Source organism: Mycolicibacterium boenickei (assembly GCF_010731295.1).
Classification (GTDB): Bacteria; Actinomycetota; Actinomycetes; order Mycobacteriales; family Mycobacteriaceae; genus Mycobacterium; species Mycobacterium boenickei.
In genome coordinates this window covers 4,807,406-4,829,259 of the sequence record NZ_AP022579.1, presented here as the reverse complement: position 1 = coordinate 4,829,259, position 21,854 = coordinate 4,807,406, and the positions used below count along the sequence as shown (strand labels likewise).

Genomic DNA, 21,854 nt, shown 5'->3' with positions numbered 1-21,854 from the left:
GCCGTCACGGGACGAACGTTCCCCTGTGGTAGGAGCTGTGGAGGTACTCCTTGGATCCGACCAGGCGGGCCATCGGGGTCTGGACTGTGTCCGCGGTGTCCACCAGTTCGGCGATCGAGGCCAGGTCGTAGCGCGGGCGCCAGCCCAGATCGGCACGAGCCCGGCTGTTGTCGTAGACGCGGTCGATGCGGGTGGGAAAGCGCCAACCGCGCCGCGCCCAAACTTCCGCAACCCGGGGAGCCCGTCGGGCGAAGACAGCGGCCGCGTCCGCGCGCAACTGGGCCAGGTCGCCGGGCCCGAACGGTGTGGTGGCGGAGACGATGTAGCGGCCGAACCCGATTCGGCCGGCGGCGGCCGCGGCCAGCAGGTGCGCGTCGACCGCGTCTTCCAGCGCAACTCGGCGGGTCGCGTATTCATCGGCCTTGACGTTGGCGTCGGTCCGGCCCTCGTGGGCATCAGGCCGGTCGTCGCCTTCCGGGAAGAACCGGGCCACTCGCAGCACGACGCAGGGCAACCCGTGATTCCGGTGGGCCAGCTGGCACAGGTCCTCGGCCGCGGCCTTGGTGACGCCGTACATGTTCTTGGGCACCGGCGCCACCGACTCGTCGATCCAGGCCGCCGGGCGGTGCAGATCGGGCACCAGTGCATCGCCGAAAACCGTTGTGGAAGACGACATCACGAACGCTCGTACGCCTGCGCCCGCGGCCGCCTCCAACAGCGCCAGGGTTCCGCTGACATTCGTGTCGATGAAAGCCTGCCCCGGTACGAACGCCAGCTGCGGCTTGTGCAGCGTCGCGGTGTGGAGCACCACGTCGACGCCTGTCATCGCCGCCCGGACCGCTTCGGAGTCGGTGACCGAACCGACCATGTCCGTCCACGGCGAGGGCCGGACGTCCATGCCCGCCACCTCTTCGCCGCGGTCGCGAAGGGTGCGGACGATCGCCTCCCCGAGATGGCCGGAACTGCCGGTGACGAGTGTGCGCACCACTCGACCGTGTCATACCGCTGCAAGCGATTTTGCGGGTGGCGCCGGGGGCAACCTGGCCACTGTTTCCCGGGCCGGATCCGGGTCGGGATCGGTCACGGTGTGCAGGCCTGGATGCGCCACCGAATGAGCGCATTCCCGGATGCCCGGCCGCGATTAGCCTCGGTGCATGGGGGCGGGGGTAACGGTGGTGGGGGCGCTCTGGCTGCTCGCGCTGAGCGGCTACGACATCGCCGAGCGCAGGCTGCCGAACTGGCTGACGCTGCCCGGCGCGGTGCTGGTCTTGGTGGTGGCGGCGTTGGCCGGGCACGGTGGTGCAGCCACAGCCGGGGCCTTGGCGCTGTCGGCCCTGTACCTGGCGGTGCATCTGGTATCGCCGCGGGCCATGGGCGGCGGCGACGTCAAACTGGCGGTCGGCTTGGGCGCGATGACGGGGGCATTCGGCGCGGACGTGTGGTTGTTGGCGGCGCTCGCGGCACCGGTGTGCACGGCGGTGCTGGCGCTGGGTGCCGCCTTGCGCGGAATTCGGACGGTGCCGCACGGACCGTCGATGTGTGCGGCGAGTGCCGCCGCGGTGGCCCTGGTTCTGGTCTAGCCGCGCCGCGGCGGCCTCAACGCCAACAGGTCGCGTGCGTCACGATTGACCACGGATTTCGGGAGGCAAACCCCGACGTGGGAGAATGACACCCGTGTTGCGTTGGACCACAGCTGGTGAATCCCACGGCCGCGCCCTGGTGGCCATGCTCGAAGGGATGGTTGCCGGCGTGCCCATCACTTCCGAGGAGATCGGGGCACAGCTCAAGCGCCGTCGTCTCGGCTATGGCCGGGGCGCCCGGATGAAGTTCGAACAGGACCAGGTCACCATGCTGGCCGGGGTGCGTCACGGCACCACCCTGGGCGGGCCGATCGCCATCGAGATCGGCAACACCGAGTGGCCCAAGTGGGAGACCGTGATGTCTCCCGACCCGGTCGACGAGGCCGAGCTTGCCGCAGAAGGCGCAGCCCGTAACGCCCCGCTGACCCGTCCCCGACCGGGGCATGCCGACTACGCCGGCATGCTCAAGTACGGCTTCGACGACGCCCGTCCGGTGCTGGAACGTGCCAGTGCCCGCGAAACCGCCGCACGGGTCGCGGCGGGCACCGTGGCCCGGGCCTTCCTGCGCGCCGCGCTCGGTGTCGAGGTGGTCTCGCACGTCATCTCCATCGGCGCATCCAAGCCGTATGACGGCCCGCCGCCGCGGTTCTCCGACCTGGACCAGATTGACGCGAGCCCCGTTCGGGCGTTTGACGAGGCTGCTGAAGCCTCGATGATCGCCGAGATCGAGGCCGCCAAGAAGGACGGCGACACCCTCGGTGGCGTCGTCGAGGTCGTCGTCGAGGGCCTGCCGATCGGGCTGGGCTCGTTCACCAGCGGCGACAACCGCCTCGACAGCCAGCTCGCGGCCGCGGTGATGGGCATCCAGGCGATCAAGGGTGTGGAGATCGGCGACGGCTTCGAGACCGCCCGCCGCCGCGGCAGCGTGGCCCACGACGAGATGTACCCCGGCCCCGACGGAGTCCTGCGCTCGACGAACCGGGCCGGTGGCCTGGAAGGCGGCATGACCAACGGCCAGGCCCTGCGGGTCCGGGCCGCGATGAAGCCCATCTCGACCGTCCCCCGGGCGCTGGCCACCGTGGACATGGCGACCGGTGAAGAAGCCGTCGCCATCCATCAACGGTCCGACGTCTGCGCGGTCCCTGCCGCCGGCGTGGTGGTGGAGACCATGGTTGCGCTTGTGGTGGCCCGCGCCGTGCTGGAGAAGTTCGGCGGGGACTCGCTGGCCGAGACCCGTGCCAACATCGACGCCTACCTGCGGGCAGTCGCCGAGCGCGAGCCGGCGGCGCAGGCCCTGGGCTGATGGCCCCCAAGGCGGTTCTGATCGGCCTGCCGGGTTCGGGCAAGTCGACCATCGGCCGCCGGTTGGCCAAGGCGCTGAACCTCACGATGCTCGACACGGACGCCGCGATCGAGGAGACCACCGGCCGCACCATCGCCGACATCTTCGCCACCGACGGCGAGGCGGAGTTCCGCCGGATCGAGGAAGAGGTCATCCGCTCGGCGCTGGCCAGCCACGACGGCGTGCTGTCGCTGGGCGGCGGCGCGGTCACCACCCCGGGCGTGCGCGCCGCACTGGCCGGACACACCGTCGTCTATCTGGAGATCAGCGCGGCCGAAGGGGTCCGCCGCACAAGCGGTTCGACCGTCCGGCCGCTGCTGGCGGGGCCGGACCGGGCCGAGAAATTCCGTGCCCTGATGTCCGAACGGGTACCGCTGTACCGTCGGGTCGCGACCATGCGGATCAACACCAACCGGCGCAATCCCGGTGCGGTCGTGCGCACGATCGTCACCCGACTGGAAAACCCGCCGGCCCAGAAACCCGCCCAGAAGCAGGCCCAGCAGCCGCGGGCGGGCAAGCGACGCCGGCGTCGCCCACCGTGGCGCCGCGGCCCGGCGTCCTCACAGACCTCGTCCGGTTCGGAGGCCAAGGGCGGCAAGACCGCCACTGCCGCACCCGATCCCGAGCCCACAGCCATACCCACCCCCGCGGCCCTGGCCGCTCGCAACGCGGAGCGTAATGATGACTGACCCGGTAATCGTCGAGGTACTGGTGGACCGGCCGTACCCGGTCATCATCGGAACCGGCCTGCTCGGCGAACTGGGCAATACGCTCGAGGGTCGGCACAAGGTGGCGATCCTGCATCAGCCGGTGCTGACCCAGACCGCTGAGGCGGTACGACAGCACTTGGCAGACAAGGGAATTGAAGCCCACCGGATCGAGATCCCGGATGCTGAGGCGGGTAAGGAGCTGCCCGTCGTCGGCTTCATCTGGGAAGTGTTGGGGCGCATCGGCATCGGCCGCAAGGACGCTGTCGTCAGTCTGGGTGGGGGAGCGGCCACCGACGTCGCGGGATTTGCTGCGGCCACCTGGCTGCGCGGGGTCGACATCGTGCACGTGCCGACCACGCTGCTGGGGATGGTGGACGCCGCGGTCGGTGGCAAGACCGGGATCAACACCGACGCCGGCAAGAACCTCGTCGGCGCCTTCCATCAGCCGGCGGCGGTGCTGGTGGACCTCGCTACCTTGGAGACGTTGCCGCGCAACGAGATCGTCGCCGGGATGGCCGAGATCGTGAAGGCCGGCTTCATCGCCGACCCGGTCATCCTCGACCTGATCGAGGCCGATCCGGAATCGGCACTCGATCCCACCGGGACCGTGTTGCCCGAACTCATCCGCCGCGCGATCGCGGTGAAGGCCGAGGTGGTTGCTGCCGACGAGAAGGAATCTGCATTGCGCGAGATCCTGAACTACGGCCATACACTTGCCCACGCCATCGAGCGCCGCGAACGCTACAAGTGGCGTCACGGTGCCGCGGTGTCGGTGGGATTGGTGTTCGCGGCCGAATTGGGCCGGCTCGCCGGGCGTCTCGACGACGAGACCGCCGACCGGCACCGGACCGTACTGACCGCACTCGGGTTGCCGATCACCTACGACGGTGACGCGCTGCCCCAACTGATGGATTACATGGCGGGCGACAAGAAGAACCGCTCGGGCGTGCTGCGATTCGTCGTCCTCGACGGCCTGGCCAAGCCGGGCCGGCTGGAAGGCCCCGATCCGTCATTGTTGGCGGCCGCCTACGCAGAAGTGGCGCGGGCCTGACTGCCCGCGCCACTCGCGCCTGAATCTCTGAGCTGCCCTCGCGGGCAGGAGCCGCTACTGCTTGGGCTGCTCGGGGTACTCGATGGTCTGCGTGGTGTCGTCGGTGTTCTCGGCGGCGCCGTTGGCGGACACCGCGGCGAACACATCGGTGTCGGCGCGTTCCTCGGCTGCCAGGCCGTGGTGGCGTTGGCGGGGCATCGGCGGGGCCTTGCGGTCCACCAGCCAGCGGCCCACCGTCACACCGCCGACGCCGAGGAGGAACACCAGCAGCGCGGTGAATGCCGCGAACGTGGTGACCTCGTTGAGCAGCGCATCGGTGTAGAGGCTCTTGTAGAAGAGCCCGATGAACCACGCCACGGCGCCGCTGACGATGCCGGCGAACAGGCCGGCGATCAGCCACGTCATGGCCAGGTCGGCGCGACGATCCGGATCCGGATTGGCGCGGGCATCGCTCTGGCCGTCGAACAGACCCCAGATCAGCACCGCGATTCCGAACAACGTGACCAGCCCCAGGCTGAACCAGGTGGCGTTACCCGGCGAGGCGTTGATCAGTGCTCCCTGAAGTAAGCGCACGATGACCATCGCTGTTGCGAACACCACTCCGCGCAGTAACCACTTGCTCATGGGGGCACACTGTAGCGAGTAGCGTCACAGACCGTGACTATTTCCCAGCGCAGGGAGCGGCTGCGCCGTCGGCTGGCGGATTCGGGCCTGGACGCGATGCTGGTAACCGACCTGGTCAACGTGCGTTATCTGTCCGGATTCACCGGTTCCAACGCGGCCCTGCTGATCCTCGCCGAGGACGTCACTCCCGTGCTGGCCACCGATGGGCGCTACCGGACGCAGGCCGCGCAGCAGTCCCCGGACGCCGAGGTGGTGATCGAGCGCGCCTGCGGATCGCATCTGGCCGGGCGCGCGGCGCGCTGCGGGGCGCTGCGACTGGGTTTCGAGAGTCACGTGGTGACCGTTGACGCGTTCGCCGCGCTGAAGAAGGCGGCCGGTGACACGGTCGACTGGGTGCGCGCGGCGGGCGCCGTGGAGGCCCTGCGCGAGATCAAGGACGCCGGGGAGATCGCCATGCTGCGCCTGGCCTGCGAGGCTGCCGACGCGGCGCTGACCGATCTGCTGGAGCGAGGTGGCCTGCGGCCCGGCCGGACCGAACGAGAGGTGCGCAACGAGCTGGAAGCGCTGATGCTCGACCACGGCGCCGACGGGCCGTCTTTCGAGACGATCGTGGCGACCGGCGCGAACTCGGCCATTCCACACCACCGGCCCACCGACGCGGTGCTGACGGCGGGCGACTTCGTCAAGATCGATTTCGGGGCCCTGGTGGAGGGCTACCACTCCGATATGACGCGCACCTTCGTGCTGGGCCCCGCGGCCCAGTGGCAGCACGACATCTACGACCTGGTGGCCACCGCGCAGCAGGCCGGCCGTGACGCGCTGGCTCCCGGGGTTTCGCTGAGCTCCGTCGACGCCGCATCGCGCCAGGTCATCGTCGATGCCGGCTACGGTGACAACTTCGGCCACGGCCTCGGACACGGCGTCGGACTGCAGATCCACGAAGCGCCGGGAATCAATGCCGCTGCCGCCGGTACACTGCTTGCTGGCTCTGCGGTCACCGTTGAGCCAGGTGTCTACTTGCCCGATCGCGGCGGTGTCCGGATCGAGGACACCCTGGTCGTCGGAGAGGCGGCACCCGACCTGCTTACCCGGTTCCCCAAGGAACTGACCATTTTGTGACAAAAGCTTAGGAGCTACACCCTCATGGCATCGACTGCCGACTTCAAGAACGGGCTCGTCCTGCAGATCGACGGACAGCTGTGGCAGATCGTCGAATTCCAGCACGTCAAGCCGGGTAAGGGCCCGGCCTTCGTGCGGACCAAGTTGAAGAACGTGGTGTCCGGCAAGGTCGTCGACAAGACCTACAACGCCGGTGTGAAGGTGGAGACCGCCACCGTGGACCGCCGCGACGCCACCTACCTGTACCGCGACGGCAACGACTTCGTCTTCATGGATTCCGAGGACTTCAATCAGCATCCGCTGTCCGAGGCGCTCGTCGGCCGCTTGTCCGACTTCCTGCTGGAGAGCATGCCGGTGCAGATCGCCTTCCACGAGTCCGCTCCGCTGTACCTCGAGCTGCCGGTCTCGGTCGAACTCGTCGTCAGCCACACCGAGCCGGGCCTGCAAGGTGACCGCTCCAGCGCCGGCACCAAGCCCGCCACCATGGAGACCGGTGCCGAGATCCAGGTGCCGCTGTTCATCAACACCGGCGACAAGCTCAAGGTAGACACCCGCGACGGCAGCTACCTCGGCCGCGTGAATGGCTGACCATGCCTGACCGCCGTGGTGACCGGGGCCGTCACCAGGCCCGCAAGCGCGCCGTGGATCTGCTGTTCGAGGCCGAAGCGCGCGGTCTGACGCCGGAGGCGGTGGCGGACGGCCGTGCCGCGCTGGCCGAGGACCAGGCCGACGTCACCCCGCTGAATCCGTACACCGTGTCGGTGGCGCGCGGTGTCACCGAGCACGCCGCGCACATCGACGACCTCATCTCGGCGCATCTGCAGGGGTGGACGCTCGAGCGGCTGCCCGCCGTCGACCGGGCCATCCTCCGGGTGGCGGTCTGGGAACTGCTTCATGCCGAGGACGTGCCCGAACCCGTCGCCGTGGACGAGGCGGTCGAACTCGCCAAAGAGCTGTCCACCGATGAGTCGCCCGGATTCGTCAACGGGGTGCTGGGCCAGGTGATGCTGGTGACCCCGCAGATCCGCGCCGCCGCCGCGGCTGTGCAGGGCGCGGTGCAGGACCGGCCCGAGCAATAGGGAAGCGTCCCGGACATCGGGACCATCGGTGCCGTTCGGCGTCACGATGTTGTTACGTGTGGGGTGACACCCGCACCGACATCCGGAGGCCGCTGATGGGACACGAGCCGAGAAGTATCGCGGACGTCGGCGAGGACGGCCTGCATCTGCATGCCTGCCCGCTGTGTGAGGCCATGTGCGGCTTGGAGATCCAGGTCGCCGGCGGCAAGGTGGCGAGCGTTCGGCCGAACAAGTCCGACGAGTGGAGTGCGGGGCACATCTGTCCGAAGGGTGCGTCGCTGGCCGCGCTGCACGACGATCCCGACCGGATCCGCCGGCCGATGATCAAGGTGGACGGCCAGTGGCACGAGGTCGACTGGGACACCGCGTTCCGGCGTTGCACCGAACTGCTCGCACCCGTCATCGAGAAGTACGGCATCGGCGCGGTCTCCGCGTACACCGGAAATCCGCTGGCGCACTCGTTTTCGCTGTCCCGCTACTCGGCGATCCTGCTGGGCCTGTCGGGCATGCCGATCACCTACTCGCCGGGAACGATCGACCAGTGGCCCAAGAACCTGTCGTCGCACCTGATGTACGGCAGTTGGTGGGCCTTCCCGACGCCGGACATCCAGCGCACCGACCTGCTCGTGGTGATGGGCGCCAACCCCGCGGCTTCGCAGGGTTCGCTGTTGGCCGCCCCCGACGTGATGGGCATCATCTCCGGTATCCGTAAGCGCGGCAAGGTGATCGTCATCGACCCGGTGCGCACCGCGACCGCCGCCAAGGCCGACGAATGGTTGCCGATCACACCCGGCACCGACGCTGCGCTGTTGCTCGGAATCATCCACACCGTGTTCGACGAGGGACTGGTCAACCTCGGCGATTTGGAACGCCACCTCGACGGGGTGTCGACGCTGCGGCAGACGGTGGTCGAATGGTCGCCCGAAAGAGTCTCTGCCGCAACGGGTATCGACGCCGAGCGGATTCGTGGGCTGGCCCGCGAACTGGCCGGTACCCAGCGTGCGGTGGTCTACGGCCGGATCGGCACCTGTAACCAGGAGTTCGGCAGCCTGGCCAGCTGGCTGGTGGATGTGGTCAACATCGTCACCGGACACTTCGACACTGCCGGCGGCGCCATGTTCGCCACCCCGACGGCATGGACGATCACCGGCCAGCCGATCCCAGGACTGGAGGACGGCGCGCCGAATTTCGGCCGGTACCGCACCCGGGTCCGCGGGGCCAAGGAGGTACTCGGGCAGGTGCCGGTGTCCTGCATGCTCGAAGAGATCACCACCCCCGGCGAAGGGCAGATCAAGGCCCTGATCACGGTGGCAGGCAACCCGGTGCTGTCCACTCCCGGCGGCGACAAGCTCGACGAGGCGCTGCCGCAGCTGGAGGCGATGATCTCGGTAGATCTGTGGCTCAACGAGACCACCCGGCACGCCGACGTCATCCTGCCCGGTGCCTCGGCTCTGGAGCAGCCGCACTCCGCGGACCTGTTGCTGGGTGCGGCGATCAACAGCTTTGCCCGGTACTCGCCGCCGGTGTTCCATCGTGAGGATCCCGAGGCGCCGGAGGAGTGGGAGATCCTCATCCGGCTGACCGGGTTGTGCACCGGCACTCCGGCCGAGGACGTCGACATCGCCGCGCTCGACGACGGTTGGTTCGACTACCTGTGCTTCACCCAAGGGCTCGACGGTGCCGAGATCCGTAAGCACTACGATCACGGCGGACCGGAACGCATGCTCGATCTGACGCTACGGACCGCCGCGTTCGGCGACCGCTACGGTGAGAACCCCGACGGCCTGACGCTGGACAAGCTCAAGGCCCATCCGGACGGAATCAACTTCGGCCCCATGGTGCCCCGCGTTCCCGAGGTGCTGGGTACCGCCGACCAGAAGATCCGGCTGGCGCCGCAGTATCTGCTCGACGACCTGCCACGGCTGGCCGAGCGGCTCGACCGGGCCCCCGACGAATTGGTGTTGGTGAGCCGGCGGCACCTGCGGTCCAACAACTCCTGGCTCCACAACGTCGGCTCCCTGATGAAGGGGCGCGACCGATGCACGCTGCTGATGCACAGTCAGGATGCCGCATCGCGGGGAATCGCCGACGGCGACAACGCGGAGGTGGCCTCGGGGGCCGGGACGATCGTGGTGCCGGTCGAGGTGACCGACGCGATCAAGCTCGGGGTGGTGTCGATGCCCCACGGCTGGGGCCACGGCCTGCCCGGCACACGGCTCGGTGTCGCGAACGCGTCGCCCGGGGTCAACACCAACATCTTGTCTCTGCCCGACTTCATCGACGAGCCGTCGGGGAACGGTGCGCTCAATGGCATCCCGGTGACGGTCAGCCGCACGACGATCTAGCGGTGAGGGACGAGCCGCGTTGAGGAGTGCGGCCAATGGGGCTCAGCCGCACGACGATCTAGCGGTGAGGGACGAGCCGCGTTGAGGAGTGCGGCCAATGGGGCTCAGCCACACGACGATCTAGCGGTGAGCCAGGGGCTAGCCGTCGTCCGTTTCTTCCGGAGAGATCAGTAGTTCTTCGGGGTGGAAGTGGTGGTTGAGGGTGTCTTGGCCGGTGTTCATCAGGGGTGGTGGGTGCCAGTGGATGCGGCCGGTGTCGGGGTCGATGGTGGTGGTCCAGCCGAGTCCGACCAGGCGGTTGTCGGGTCCGCAGCCCAGGGCGAGGTCGGGGGCGTCGGTGTGGCCGCCGTGTTGCCAGTCGGCTCGGGCGTGGTGGACTTCGCAGCGGTCGGCCGCGGCGGTGCATCCGGGGCGGGTGCAGCCGCGGTCGCGGTTGTAGAGCAGCAGGCGTTGGGCTGTGGTGGCCAATCGTTTGGTGCGGGCCAGGTACAGCGGTTCGGCGGTGTGGCGTTTGTAGACGGTGAGGTAGTGAAAGCTGTGTGATGCCAATCGGATCAGGTCGTTCATCGGCATCCGCAGGCCCGCGCCGGTGACGGCGATGCCGGCGCCGGCTTCCAGTTCGGCCAGGGTGGTGGACACGACCACGGTGACCGGCAGGCCGCCGTGGCGGCCGAGTCGTTTGGACATCAGCACTTCGCGTAGCGCGACTTTGAGGGCGTCGTGGTTGCGTTGGGCTTGGGTCCGGGTGTCCCGGTCGGCGGCGGCCTGCTGGGCTTGTTCGGCTTGCTGGGCTGGGGCCTGCTCATAGGGGGCGTCGGCCTTGGAGGCTTCGGGTTCGGGTTCGGCGGCCTCGACGTCGGCGCCGGCGGGCGCGGCACTGGCCTCGGAAGCGTCGGGGGCCTGGGAAGTGTCGGGGGTGTCGGTCTCGCGCGCGACTTCGTCGGGTGGGTCGTCGAGTGGGTTGGGTGTGGGGTTGTGGACCGGTTCGGGATCGGCCGGATTGTTGAGGCCCGGCGCACCCCAGACGCCGGTGACCGTGGTCAGATACGCCGCGGTCTCAGGGTCCAGCCAGCCCTGGACATGCACCAGCCCGTCGGCGTCCTGTGTGCCGATCCGCAACCCCCGCAGATGCGCCGCGACATCGGGTGAGTCGCCGTCCTGGTTGAGCAGATAGAGCAGTTTGTCGGCGGCGGCTTTCAGCGTTTCGGGGGTGTCGCGGGTGGCGGCGGCGACCAGGTCGGATTCGATCTGGCCGAGTTCGGCGGTGCTGACGTATTTTTCGACCTTGGCCACGGTGTCGCGGATGATCGTGATGTGGTCGGTGTTGATCGCCCCGGCGCCCAGCGCGGCGGCACACGCGGGAAACAGCGGGTCGAGCACCTCGCCGCCGATGGCGTAGCGCGGTCCGAGAGCGGCGGCGGCGGCCACCCGGCGGGCGGCTTCTTTGGTGCTGATCCGCATCCGGGTGGCCAGTACGTCTTTGAAGGATTTCCCGCCGATCTCGTGCGGGGTGGCCTGCGCCATCAGGGCGGCTTGGATCCGGTGATCGATCATCGCCTCGGTGCGGGCGAGCTGTTCGCGCGCGGACTGCAGTGTCAACAACTCCGCGGTGTCCAACCCGGTGAAATCGACATCGAGCAGCGCTGCGGTCGCGGCGCGGTGGCCGGCCAGCGCGGTCTGCACCACGTCCCGGCCCTGCACCACTCCCGCCATCACCATGATTCGAACACTAGTTCGACACGCTGACAAGAATCCTCAGATTGTGACTGGAGAGGCCAAAGAGGCCAAAGTTTTTTGCAGCCGGCGCAACGAGTTTCGATCATCGCGATTTGTAAATTCTGGTCCGGGCCGAGGTGGCGTAATACCGGCCGGTGCGGCGGTTTCGCCAGGTACGGCACTTTGGTCGGCGGCGCAATCGGTTAACCTGCGTCGACGGCGTATCGGCCGCACTGCGACGGCCCTGAAATGGCATTTACCTTGAGTGCGTGTCGCAGCCCGAAGCTCATCCCGTATCGCTGCCGAGTCGCCGCGCGCGTGCCGATCAGGCCCGCCAGGTGGCCGATGTGCTGCGTCATCAGATCTACGAGGGCACGTATGCCGGCGCCCTACCGCCGGAGGCGGAGTTGGCCGCCGAGTTCTTCGTGTCCCGCAACACCATCCGGGAAGCGCTTGCCGTCCTAAAGACCGAAGGCCTGATCGACCGCGGCACCAAGGTGGGCACGCATGTGGCGGCCCGCAAGTACGACCACGGTCTCGACGCGTTGGTGGGGCTGAAGGAGACCTTCAAGGACTACGGCGACGTCCGCAACGAAGTCCGTGCCGTGCAGCGGCTCTCGGCCCCGCCCGCGGTCGCCCGCAAGCTCGCCCTCGAACCAGGCGCCCAGGTGGTGTTCATCGAGAGACTGCGCTATCTCGCCGATCTACCGCTGTCGCTGGATCTGACGTACCTGGCCCCCGAGATCGGCGAGCAGGTCATCGGTCACGCGCTGGAGAGCAACGACATCTTCGCGCTCATCGAACGGGTCAGCGGGCACCGCCTGGGCGGGGCGAGCCTTGCGTTGGAGGCCGTCTCGGCCGATCCCCATACCGCCGCGACGCTGCAGGTGCCGGCCGGATCGGCACTGCTGATGGCCGAACGGCTCACGAGTCTGGACGACGGTACGCCCGTCGACCTGGAGTACATCAGGATGCGTGGTGATCGAATCACCATGCGCGGCAACCTCACTAGGAGAGATGCATGACGCTGGTCAATCAACGCGCCGATGTCCCGGTGACCATCGACGAGTCCCTGTGTATCGAGGGCTGCACATTGTGCGTCGACGTGTGTCCGCTCGATTCGCTGGCCATCAACCCCGCCAACGGCAAGGCCTTCATGCATGTCGACGAGTGCTGGTACTGCGGCCCGTGTGCGGCCCGCTGTCCCACCGGCGCCGTCACCGTCAACATGCCCTACCTCATCCGCTAGAGGACCCAAGTGAAAACAGCCCTGATCGCCCTGACCGCCGGTCTGACCCTCGCCGCGGCCGGATGCTCTCTCGATTCGGCGACGAAGTCTGCCGACACTGTCGACGTCGTCGTCGGCTACCAGTCCAAGACCATCAACACCGTCACCGCAGGCACGTTGCTGCGCGCCCAGGGGTATCTGGAACGCCGGCTGGCCGACATCACCACCCGCACCGGCACCAAGTACAACGTGACGTGGCAGGACTATGACACCGGCGCCCCGATCACCGCGCAGATGGTGGCGGAGAAGATCGACATCGGCTCGATGGGCGACTACCCGATGCTCATCAACGGATCCAAGACCCAGGCCAACGAACGCGCCAAGACCGAGATCGTTTCGGTCACCGGGTACAACCCGAAGGGCGCGCTGAACATGGTTGTGGTGGCACCTGATTCGCCGGCCAAGTCGTTGACCGATCTGGCGGGAAAGAAGGTCTCGGCGAGCGTCGGTTCGGCGGGCCACGGCATGCTGGTGCAGGCCCTCGGCAAGGCCGGCGTCGATGCCAAGACCGGTGTGGAGGTGCTCAACCAGCAACCTCAGGTCGGTGCTTCCGCGCTGGAATCCGGTCAGGTCCAGGCGCTTTCGCAGTTCGTGGCCTGGCCGGGCCTGCTGGTCCATCAGGGCAAGGCCAAGCTGTTGTACGACGGGGCCGAACTGAACTACCCGACCTTGCACGGCGTGGTGGTGCGCAGGGCGTATGCGGCTGAGCACCCGGAGGTGCTCGACGCGTTCCTCCAGGCGCAGCTGGATGCCACCGATTTCCTCAACACCAAGCCGTTGGAGGCGGCCCGCGTGGTGGCCGAGGGCAGCGGTCTGCCGCAGGAGGTCGTCTACCTCTACAACGGGCCGGGCGGCACCTCGTTCGACACCACGCTCAAGCCTTCGCTGGTAGCCGCGCTCAAAGGCGATGTGCCCTATCTGAAGTCGATCGACAACTTTGCCGACCTCGACGTGGCCGGTTTCGTGCAGGACGGTCCGCTGCGGGCCGCGTACTCCGCTCGCGGCCAGGATTACGACAAGGCGCTGAACTCGAGCGCCAACCCTTCGGCGTTGAGCGGCACCGACCCGGTGTGCCAGACCGCCGTCGACAATCCCGCCACCGCAGGCGAACTCTGGCTCGACGGATCGGACACCACCACCGCGGCCGCCACGCCGGTCTGCCTGCTCAAGGCGATCCGCCAGGCTGAAGGGGACGGCAAGAAAATCCGCGCCGCCTACATCTCCGACGCCGAGTTCGGCACCCGGTGGTTCGCCGACAAGTCCGTGTGGGTGCGCCTGCCCGCAGGCGGCGCCGAGGGATACCTTCCGTTCGGCACCCAGGCCGGCGCCGAACGCTACACCGCCGCGCATCCCGGCGCCGCGATCGTGGACTACCGGCAAGCGTTGGCGGGTGCGGTATGACCACCACCGACGCCGTCCCGGTCACGGCCACCGAACTCTCAGCCGTACCCGAGACCGAGCGCGCCCGGCCCGCGCCTTCGGTCTGGCCGCATCGTCTGGTCCGGCTGGCGTCGGTGGTCAGCGCAATCGTCCTGTGGCAGTTGCTGACCGCGAACGACGTGCGACTGGGCCTACGGTTCGACACCCTGCCCACGGTCACCGAGATCACCGCCGCCCTGGTTAATCGGCTGGGCGCACCGGAGTACTGGCTGGATCTCGGTCAGTCGCTGATCCGGATTCTCACCGGGTTCGGGATCGCCGCGGTCGTCGGCGTGATCACCGGAATCCTGTTGGGGCGCACCGCCTTGTTCGCCGACATCTTCGGCCCGCTCACCGAACTGGCCCGGCCGATCCCGGCGATCGCCATGGTGCCGGTGGCGATCCTGCTGTTCCCCAGCGACGAGGCGGGAATCGTGTTCATCACGTTCCTGGCCGCCTATTTCCCGATCATGGTCAGCGTCCGGCATGCGGTGCGCGCCTTGCCGACCATCTGGGAGGACTCGGTGCGCACCCTCGGTGGCGGTCGCCTCGACGTGCTGCGCCAGGTCGTCCTCCCCGGCATCCTGCCCGGGCTGTTCGGCGGGCTCTCGGTCGGCATGGGAGTGGCCTGGATCTGCGTGGTCTCGGCCGAGATGATCTCGGGCCGTCTCGGTGTGGGCTATCGCACCTGGCAGGCGTACACGGTGCTGAACTATCCCGACGTGTTCGTCGGCATCATCACGATCGGTGTCCTCGGTTTCGTGACCGCCGCGGCGGTCGAACTGATCGGCCGCCGGGCCACCCGCTGGCTGCCGCGTGGTGAGGAGTCGACGCGATGAGTCCCACCGCGACCGCCACCGCCTCCGGGATGAGATTGGAACTTGACCGAATCCGGTTGTCCTACACCGGTGCTCCGGTGATCGACAACCTGAGCCTCACCGTCGAGCCAGGTGAGATCCTGGTGCTCACCGGTCCGTCGGGCTGCGGCAAGTCCACGTTGTTGCGTGCGTTGACCGGACTGCTGCGACCCGACGGTGGCCGGGTGCTGGCCGACGGTGACCCGGTCACCACCACCTCGCGCGACCGCGGCATGGTGTTCCAGGACAGCGCGCTGCTGCCGTGGCGCACGGTGCGGTCCAATATCGAACTGGCCCTGCAGTTGCGCGGCGAGCCGAAAGCGACGCGTCGCGAGCGGGCGGATCGCTGGATCGACGAGGTCGGACTGGCCGGGTTCGCCGACTTCCTGCCGAAGAACCTGTCCGGCGGCATGCGGCAGCGGGTGCAGCTGGCCCGCGGCCTGGCCGGTGCACCGCGTGCGGTGATGATGGACGAGCCGTTCGCCGCGCTGGACACCCAGACCCGGGCGGCCATGCAGCGGCTGTTGATCGACACCTGGCGCGCGCATCCGACGACGATCGTGTTCGTCACCCACGACGTCGATGAAGCCCTCACCCTCGGTGACCGCGTTGCGGTGCTCGGTCGCGCCGGACAGCCGTTACGTGCCCTGATCGAGGTGGCCCAGCCCAGAACCGACCATCCCGAACGATCCGCGCTGCGCGCCGAGATCATTGCCGCCCTGGAGCAACGATGACCGAACTGACCGAGATTCCCGATGTTTCAAACGCGATCCGGATCGACTGCGACGTACTGGTGATCGGCGGCGGCACCGCGGGCACGATGGCGGCGTTGACCGCCGCCGAGAACGGTGCCCAGGTGCTGCTGCTGGAGAAGGCCCACGTGCGGCATTCCGGTGCGTTGGCGATGGGCATGGACGGCGTCAACAACGCCGTCATCCCCGGCAAGGCCGAGCCCGAGGACTACGTCGCCGAGATCACCCGGGCCAACGACGGAATCGTCAACCAGCGCACCGTCTATCAAACCGCGACCCGTGGATTCGCCATGGTGCAGCGGCTGGAACGGTACGGCGTGAAGTTCGAGAAGGACGAGCACGGTGAGTATGCCGTGCGGCGCGTGCACCGCTCCGGCTCCTACGTGCTGCCGATGCCAGAGGGCAAGGACGTCAAGAAGGCGCTGTATCGGGTGCTGCGGCAACGCTCGATGCGCGAGAAGATCCGCATCGAGAACCGGTTCATGCCGGTGCGCGTGCTGACCCAAGGCGGAAGGGCCGTTGGTGCGGCCGCATTCAACACCCGCACCGGGGAATTCGTCACCGTGGCGGCCAAGGCCGTGATCCTGTCCACGGGTGCCTGCGGCCGCCTTGGGCTGCCCGCCTCGGGGTATCTGTACGGCACCTATGAGAACCCCACCAACGCCGGTGACGGCTACGCCATGGCCTACCACGCCGGGGCCGAGCTATCCGGAATCGAGTGCTTCCAGGTCAATCCGCTGATCAAGGACTACAACGGTCCGGCGTGTGCGTATGTGGCCAACCCATTCGGCGGATACCAGGTCAATGCGTTGGGGGAGCGGTTCGTCGACTCCGACTACTGGTCGGGTCAGATGATGGCCGAGGTCAAGGAGGAGATCGAATCCGCCAGGGGGCCGATCTACCTGAAGGTCAGCCATCTGCCGGATGAAACGCTGACCACCCTGGAGAACATCCTGCACACCACGGAACGACCCACCCGGGGAACGTTCCACGCCAATCGCGGGCACGACTACCGCACCCACGATATCGAGATGCACATCTCCGAGATCGGTTTGTGCTCAGGTCATTCCGCATCCGGGGTGTGGGTGGACGAGCATGCCCGCACCACGGTTCCCGGACTGTATGCGGCCGGGGACCTGGCGTGTGTGCCGCACAACTACATGATCGGCGCCTTCGTCTACGGTGATCTCGCCGGCGAACATGCCGCGTCGACCCTTTCGGACGTGGCTGCACCGGTTGACCTTCCGGCCGACCAGGTGGCCGACGCGCACGAGCTCATCTACCGTCCGCTGCGCCACCCGGACGGCCCGCCGCAACCGCAGGTCGAATTCAAGCTGCGGCGGTTCGTCAACGACTATGTGGCACCGCCGAAGACCGCCACCAAGCTGTCGATCGCAGTGCAGACCTTCGAGCGGATGGCGACCGAGGTCGAGGGCATCGGGGCGCGCACACCGCACGAGTTGATGCGTGCGGCAGAGGTGTCCTTCATCCGAGACTGCGCGGAGATGGCCGCCCGTTCCTCGCTGACCCGGACCGAATCACGCTGGGGGCTGTACCACGAACGGGCTGACCTGCCGGAGCGCGACGATGCGCAATGGCGCTATCACCTCAACCTCTACAAGGACGCCGACGGGGCGATGAAGTTCGTGAAGCGGCCGGTGGCACCGTATTTCGTCGCGGTGCCAGAGCTGGACCATCTGACTTCGCAAGACCCGGTGACCGCCGTCGAACAGCCTCACCTGCACGGGGGCCGCGCGCCCGCCGCCGAACGCTCCAGGGTCCGCGACGCCGGGTCCGGGCAGCCTCCGTCACCGCGTATCGCCGCGGTCCTGGCACTGGAGGAGCCCGCACTGGAGGATCTGAGCGCCTACCTGGCCGATGCGGATGCCGGCGTGCGCCGAACCGCGGTCGCCACCCTCGTCGAGCATCTGCCCGACGGCTACCAACCCGCGCTGGTGGCCGCATTGGCCGACGACGACGCCGGAGTGCGGCGCGAAACCGCTGACGCGGTACGTGAACTCGTCGAGGTCCTTCCCGATCCGGAGGCTTTCGCCGACCGACTGCACTCCGCAGACCCGGTGGTGCGGGCCGTCACGGTGTATCTGCTGAGCTCCCGACGCGTCGGCAACGGCCAGGCGTACCGGGTGGCATCGACCGATGCCGACCACCGGGTACGGATCGAGGCGGTCCGGGCCCTCGTGTCCGTCGACGACGACGCCGGGGTCGCGGCCGCCACCTCCGACGAGAACCGGGAAGTGCGGATCGCCGCGGTCGGTGGGCTGGCCACCCTGCGCGCCGGTGCCGATGCGGTGCGCGTGGCCCTGGACGACCCCGACCCGCTGGTCCGGGCGGCGGCCCTGGCTTCGCTCGGCGCCGTCGGCTGCACCGACGACGACGTGGTCAGCGTCGAGAAGGCGTTCACCGAGTCGGCCTGGCAGATCCGTCAGGGCGCAGCCCGGGCGTTGGCCGGGGCCCTTCCGGAGGTGGCGGTACCTACCCTGACGCGGGCGCTCGACGACCAGCATCTCGACGTGCGCAAGGCCGCGGTGCTGAGCCTGAGCCGGTGGGCGAATTCGGAATCGACCGCGCGGCAGGCCCTGACCGTGGCGCTGGAGGACAGTGACGCCGACGTCCGGGCGTATGCGCGCCAGGCCCTCGCCGGCTGAGCCGCATTTGCCCGGACAGCAAGATCCGTGCCGTAGGGCGCGGCCGCGCTGATACTGGGCATCGTGCACACAGACCAGCGCAGGAGGCACGATAATCCGCCGCCGCGGACCGCGAACACCGAAACCGAGGTTCTCCGGGGGTTTCTCGATTACCTCCGCACATCGATCGCCGCGAAGGTCGACGGTGCGCCCGAACCGATGGCCCGGTCGTCGCCGGTGCCATCGGGCACAACGCTGCTCGGCCTGCTGAATCACCTGACCAACGTCGAACGGTGGATTTTTCTCGGTGACGACGTCACCGACTGGCCGGCGACATTCACGGTCGACCCGTCGGACGCCGTTGCCGATGTGGTGGCCCGCTACCGGGACGCCGTCGAGCGCGCCAACGAGGTGCTCGACGGCTGTACCGACCTCGGGGCGCCGGTTCCCCGGTCGCCTTCGGGACGGTCCGCGCCCACTGTCCGCTGGGCGCTCACCCACATGATCGAAGAGACCGGCCGCCACGCTGGTCACGCCGACATTCTGCGCGAACTGATCGACGGGACGACGGGCCGCTGACCAGGCATCGGGTCGGCCCGCATGCCGGCAGTGTGGAAGTTCGTCGTTAACGCTGCTAACGACCGGTCCTGGGCCTAATCTCGATGCGTGCGACTCGCTTGGCCGCTGACGGGGCGGTTGGAGGAGACCCGGCTGATCGACGCCGCGCTGGACTCCACCGACCTGTCCGGCATCGTGATCTACGGGACCGCCGGGGTCGGCAAGAGCCGTATCGCCCGTGAGGCGCTCTCGACGGCGGGCGGCGACGGCTACGAAACCCGCTGGACGGTCGGGACATCAGCGGCCCGCGCCCTGCCGCTGGGGACGTTCGCGCGATGGGTGGGAACCTCGGACGCCGACAGCGTGGCGCTGGTGGGCCGGGTACTCGAGGGCCTGACCTCCACTTCTGACGGCCGGCCGGTGCTGGTCTGTGTCGACGACGCGCACCTGCTCGATGGCCTGTCGGGTTTCGTGTTGCAGCAGATCGTGCAGCGCCGGGCCGCCAAGCTCCTGCTGACAGTGCGTACCGGTACGCCGGTACCGGCCGAGGTGCTGACGGCTTGTGACCGTGGCCGGTTCGAGCGGCTGGACCTGCAGCCGTTGTCCCGTGACGAGTCGGCCCAGTTGCTGGCGGCCGCGCTCGGTGGACCTCTCGATGCCGATGCAGCGCAACGGTTGTGGCGCCTCACCAGGGGCAACGTGCTCTACCTGCGCAACATCGTCGAACAGGAAGTCGCTCAAGGCCGCCTTGCCTGCCGGGACGGATCCTGGCAGTGGACCGGAGACCCGGTGATGCCACCCGGATTGGTCGAACTGATCGAGACACGGATCGGCGCGCTGCCGCCGGCAGTGAGCGAAGTCGTCGATGTCCTGGCGGTGGCCGAGCCGATTCAGTTGGACCGGCTGACCGCGATCACCGATGCCGATTCAGTGGCTGCCGCCGAGTCGCGGGGGCTGATCACCATCGATTCCGCCGACCGCGAGGTTCGTGTCGCCCATCCGCTGTACGCGGAGGTGCGACGCAACCGGGTGCCGGGTTCTCGATTGCGTCGGCTGCGGGGGCTGGTGGCGAACGCCCTCGGGGATCGGGAGGACCGCGATGCCATGCGGGTGGTGGTCCGGCGGGCCACGCTGATGCTCGACTCGGATCTACCGCCCGATCCCGAGTTGCTGACCCGCGCCGCGCAGGGCGCGGTGTGGTTGTCCGATCTGGCCCTGGCCGACCGGCTGGCGCAGGGGGCAATCGCGGCGGGCGCGGACGCGGAGGCGAAATTCATCCGAGCTCATGCCTTGTCGTGGCTCAGCCGGGGCGAGGAATCGGACGCCGTGCTCGACGCCATCGACACCTCCGAGCTCACCGACGACGGGCGGGCCCGGCTGGCGTTCCTGCGGGCCTCGAACATGCTGTGGTCGCTCGCCGACCCGACGGGCGCCAAGCGGCACATCGACGATGCGGCGGTCGGCATCCCGGCAGAGTCCCGTGCCGCCATCGACGCGTTCTACACCGTGTACTGGGCTGCGATGGGCGATCCTGAACGGGCCGGCGCAGCTTCCGACGGACTGGATCTGGACGCTCTGCCCGCCATCGTGGGGGCGGTGACCGCATGGGCGGTGGCCGCATCGGGTGGTGATGCCGGCCGCGCCGACGAGGCCGTCACGGCGGCGCACGCCGGGTATCGCATCACGGACAATTCGTTTGATGCGGCGCACACCCGATTCGTCATCGCCGACGCCCACATCGGTGCGTTGCTGCTGGCCGGGCGGATCCGTGAGGCGCGTGAGGAGGCCGAGCAGCTGAGCCGGCGAGCCGCCGAGCGGCCCGGCGCGGCACCACTGTTCGCTGCCGCACTGGCAGGTCGTGCCGCCGCAGGCGCCGGCGCCCTCGGAGCCGCGGCCGAACTGTTGGATCCGGCGGTCGAGATGATGCGGGCCGCCGGGGAGACAAACGGGTTCGGCTACCGCTTTCACCTGCCCCGGGTCACCGCACTTGCCATCCGGGGTCTCGCAGGCGACACCGCCCTGGCCGAACTCGACGAATGCCGCCACGCCAGCTGGCGCTATCTCGCCTACGAGCACACGCTGGTCCGGGCCTGGGTCGCCGCGACCCAGGGCGCGGTATCCGAGGCCGTCGAGATCGCGCACGCCGCGGCCGACACCGCCGGGGCCAACGGGCAACTGGCCGCCGAAGGGTGGTGCCTACAGATCGCGGCGCAGTTCGGTGACCATTCACGCACACACCGGCTCGACGAGCTGACCGGTCTGGTCGAGGGGCCGCGGGTTCGTGCCGCCGCCGCGCTGTCACGTGCCCTCGCCCGCGACGACGGAGATGGGTTGGCAACGGTCTCAATCGAATTCGAGAATTTCGGAGATCTGGTGGCGGCGGCTGACGCAGCGGGTTTGGCGGCCGCGGCGTACCGCCGCAAAGACATGCGCGGCTCGGCGATGGCGTCGGCGGCCAGAGCCACCGCGCTGGGGGAGTCCTGCGGCGGTGCGGCCACGCCCGCGCTGCTCGCCGCCGCGGAACGCCTGCCGTTGACCGACCGGGAACGCGAGATCGCCATGCTGATCGGCGCGGGGCTGTCCAGCCGGGCCATCGCCGAGCGGTTGCGGTTGTCCGTGCGCACCGTCGAGGGACACATCTACCGCGCCATGGCGAAAACCGGGGTATCCACCCGGGCCGAGCTGATCGCGCTCCTGCCTCGACGGCACCGCTGATTCGAGTATCTGGCTACTCGCTCCGGTTCGGCTGGACCGTCGCATCCTGAATCG

At 68.5% G+C, this 21,854-nt stretch carries 19 protein-coding genes; 16 read left to right on the top strand and 3 right to left on the bottom strand.

Translation table 11 applies throughout. The annotated features are described in order from the left end of the window. Nucleotides 1-4: 4 nt before the first annotated feature. The gene (locus tag G6N57_RS22985; RefSeq protein ID WP_077741716.1) at nucleotides 5-985 is read right to left on the bottom strand and encodes an NAD-dependent epimerase/dehydratase family protein; all 981 of its coding nucleotides are present in this window, start codon (nucleotides 983-985) and stop codon (nucleotides 5-7) included. Between the two features lie 169 nt (nucleotides 986-1,154). Here G6N57_RS22985 and G6N57_RS22980 point away from each other — a divergent pair, with 169 nt between their 5' ends. The 4 genes from G6N57_RS22980 (at nucleotide 1,155) to aroB (ending at nucleotide 4,683) form a co-directional block, all read left to right on the top strand. Then, a complete protein-coding gene (locus tag G6N57_RS22980) occupies nucleotides 1,155-1,580 on the top strand; it encodes a prepilin peptidase (protein ID WP_077739243.1) in 426 nt (141 codons plus the stop codon). Between the two features lie 94 nt (nucleotides 1,581-1,674). Continuing rightward, nucleotides 1,675-2,883: a chorismate synthase gene (gene aroC / locus G6N57_RS22975; RefSeq protein ID WP_077739244.1), complete on the top strand. Its 1,209-nt coding sequence runs from the start codon at nucleotides 1,675-1,677 to the stop codon at nucleotides 2,881-2,883. Continuing rightward, entirely contained in the window at nucleotides 2,883-3,611 is a 729-nt protein-coding gene (locus G6N57_RS22970) for a shikimate kinase (RefSeq protein WP_097926376.1), read from the top strand. Before aroC ends, G6N57_RS22970 begins: the two co-directional genes overlap by 1 nt. Then, nucleotides 3,604-4,683: a 3-dehydroquinate synthase gene (gene aroB, locus G6N57_RS22965; protein WP_163646657.1), complete on the top strand. Its 1,080-nt coding sequence runs from the start codon at nucleotides 3,604-3,606 to the stop codon at nucleotides 4,681-4,683. Before G6N57_RS22970 ends, aroB begins: the two co-directional genes overlap by 8 nt. 54 nt (nucleotides 4,684-4,737) lie before the next feature. On the opposite strand, the gene G6N57_RS22960 is transcribed toward aroB, so the two are convergent. Continuing rightward, a complete protein-coding gene (locus G6N57_RS22960) occupies nucleotides 4,738-5,307 on the bottom strand; it encodes a B-4DMT family transporter (protein ID WP_077739245.1) in 570 nt (189 codons plus the stop codon). A 33-nt stretch (nucleotides 5,308-5,340) separates the two neighbouring features. On the opposite strand from G6N57_RS22960, the gene G6N57_RS22955 reads away from it, so the two are divergent. The 4 genes from G6N57_RS22955 (at nucleotide 5,341) to G6N57_RS22940 (ending at nucleotide 9,850) form a co-directional block, all read left to right on the top strand. Next, nucleotides 5,341-6,426, top strand: a complete 1,086-nt coding sequence (locus tag G6N57_RS22955) for a M24 family metallopeptidase (protein WP_077739246.1) — start codon at nucleotides 5,341-5,343, stop codon at nucleotides 6,424-6,426. Between the two features lie 24 nt (nucleotides 6,427-6,450). Then, nucleotides 6,451-7,014 (top strand): elongation factor P, encoded by a 564-nt coding sequence (gene efp, locus G6N57_RS22950; protein WP_077739247.1) that lies wholly within the window; start codon nucleotides 6,451-6,453, stop codon nucleotides 7,012-7,014. Nucleotides 7,015-7,016: 2 nt separating this feature from the next. Next, nucleotides 7,017-7,505 carry a transcription antitermination factor NusB gene (gene nusB, locus G6N57_RS22945; protein WP_019349168.1) on the top strand — a complete coding sequence of 163 codons (489 nt, stop codon included), beginning with the start codon at nucleotides 7,017-7,019 and terminating at the stop codon, nucleotides 7,503-7,505. A gap of 95 nt (nucleotides 7,506-7,600) precedes the next feature. After that, nucleotides 7,601-9,850 carry a molybdopterin-dependent oxidoreductase gene (locus G6N57_RS22940; RefSeq protein WP_077741717.1) on the top strand — a complete coding sequence of 750 codons (2,250 nt, stop codon included), beginning with the start codon at nucleotides 7,601-7,603 and terminating at the stop codon, nucleotides 9,848-9,850. 138 nt (nucleotides 9,851-9,988) lie between these two features. Here the strand turns inward: G6N57_RS22940 and G6N57_RS22935 are convergent, their stop codons facing one another. Further along, entirely contained in the window at nucleotides 9,989-11,569 is a 1,581-nt protein-coding gene (locus G6N57_RS22935; protein ID WP_077739248.1) for an HNH endonuclease signature motif containing protein, read from the bottom strand. Nucleotides 11,570-11,835: 266 nt separating this feature from the next. Here G6N57_RS22935 and G6N57_RS22930 point away from each other — a divergent pair, with 266 nt between their 5' ends. From G6N57_RS22930 to G6N57_RS22895, 8 genes are all read left to right on the top strand, one after another. Then, nucleotides 11,836-12,591, top strand: a complete 756-nt coding sequence (locus tag G6N57_RS22930; protein ID WP_077739249.1) for a GntR family transcriptional regulator — start codon at nucleotides 11,836-11,838, stop codon at nucleotides 12,589-12,591. Beyond that, entirely contained in the window at nucleotides 12,588-12,815 is a 228-nt protein-coding gene (locus G6N57_RS22925; RefSeq protein ID WP_036444492.1) for a 4Fe-4S dicluster domain-containing protein, read from the top strand. Before G6N57_RS22930 ends, G6N57_RS22925 begins: the two co-directional genes overlap by 4 nt. A gap of 9 nt (nucleotides 12,816-12,824) precedes the next feature. Then, a complete protein-coding gene (locus tag G6N57_RS22920) occupies nucleotides 12,825-14,255 on the top strand; it encodes an ABC transporter substrate-binding protein (RefSeq protein WP_077739250.1) in 1,431 nt (476 codons plus the stop codon). Continuing rightward, entirely contained in the window at nucleotides 14,252-15,112 is an 861-nt protein-coding gene (locus tag G6N57_RS22915; protein WP_077739251.1) for an ABC transporter permease, read from the top strand. Before G6N57_RS22920 ends, G6N57_RS22915 begins: the two co-directional genes overlap by 4 nt. Next, nucleotides 15,109-15,864, top strand: a complete 756-nt coding sequence (locus G6N57_RS22910; RefSeq protein ID WP_077739252.1) for an ABC transporter ATP-binding protein — start codon at nucleotides 15,109-15,111, stop codon at nucleotides 15,862-15,864. Before G6N57_RS22915 ends, G6N57_RS22910 begins: the two co-directional genes overlap by 4 nt. Next, nucleotides 15,861-18,548, top strand: a complete 2,688-nt coding sequence (locus G6N57_RS22905; protein ID WP_077739253.1) for a fumarate reductase/succinate dehydrogenase flavoprotein subunit — start codon at nucleotides 15,861-15,863, stop codon at nucleotides 18,546-18,548. Before G6N57_RS22910 ends, G6N57_RS22905 begins: the two co-directional genes overlap by 4 nt. A 63-nt stretch (nucleotides 18,549-18,611) precedes the next feature. Continuing rightward, a complete protein-coding gene (locus G6N57_RS22900) occupies nucleotides 18,612-19,106 on the top strand; it encodes a DinB family protein (RefSeq protein WP_197908746.1) in 495 nt (164 codons plus the stop codon). An 87-nt stretch (nucleotides 19,107-19,193) separates the two neighbouring features. Further along, on the top strand, nucleotides 19,194-21,800 hold the full coding sequence (locus tag G6N57_RS22895) for a helix-turn-helix transcriptional regulator (RefSeq protein WP_097926472.1): 2,607 nt from the start codon (nucleotides 19,194-19,196) through the stop codon (nucleotides 21,798-21,800). Nucleotides 21,801-21,854: the final 54 nt, after the last annotated feature.

Excerpts from the sequence above, each read along its gene's own strand:
- G6N57_RS22925 (WP_036444492.1), top strand. The coding sequence starts at position 12,588 with ATGACGCTGGTCAATCAACGCGCCGATGTCCCGGTGACCATCGACGAG.
- G6N57_RS22940 (WP_077741717.1), top strand. The coding sequence starts at position 7,601 with ATGGGACACGAGCCGAGAAGTATCGCGGACGTCGGCGAGGACGGCCTG.
- G6N57_RS22980 (WP_077739243.1), top strand. The coding sequence starts at position 1,155 with ATGGGGGCGGGGGTAACGGTGGTGGGGGCGCTCTGGCTGCTCGCGCTG.
- G6N57_RS22935 (WP_077739248.1), bottom strand. The coding sequence starts at position 11,569 with ATGGTGATGGCGGGAGTGGTGCAGGGCCGGGACGTGGTGCAGACCGCG.
- G6N57_RS22970 (WP_097926376.1), top strand. The coding sequence starts at position 2,883 with ATGGCCCCCAAGGCGGTTCTGATCGGCCTGCCGGGTTCGGGCAAGTCG.
- G6N57_RS22910 (WP_077739252.1), top strand. The coding sequence starts at position 15,109 with ATGAGTCCCACCGCGACCGCCACCGCCTCCGGGATGAGATTGGAACTT.
- efp (WP_077739247.1), top strand. The coding sequence starts at position 6,451 with ATGGCATCGACTGCCGACTTCAAGAACGGGCTCGTCCTGCAGATCGAC.
- G6N57_RS22960 (WP_077739245.1), bottom strand. The coding sequence starts at position 5,307 with ATGAGCAAGTGGTTACTGCGCGGAGTGGTGTTCGCAACAGCGATGGTC.
- aroB (WP_163646657.1), top strand. The coding sequence starts at position 3,604 with ATGACTGACCCGGTAATCGTCGAGGTACTGGTGGACCGGCCGTACCCG.
- G6N57_RS22905 (WP_077739253.1), top strand. The coding sequence starts at position 15,861 with ATGACCGAACTGACCGAGATTCCCGATGTTTCAAACGCGATCCGGATC.
- nusB (WP_019349168.1), top strand. The coding sequence starts at position 7,017 with ATGCCTGACCGCCGTGGTGACCGGGGCCGTCACCAGGCCCGCAAGCGC.
- G6N57_RS22915 (WP_077739251.1), top strand. The coding sequence starts at position 14,252 with ATGACCACCACCGACGCCGTCCCGGTCACGGCCACCGAACTCTCAGCC.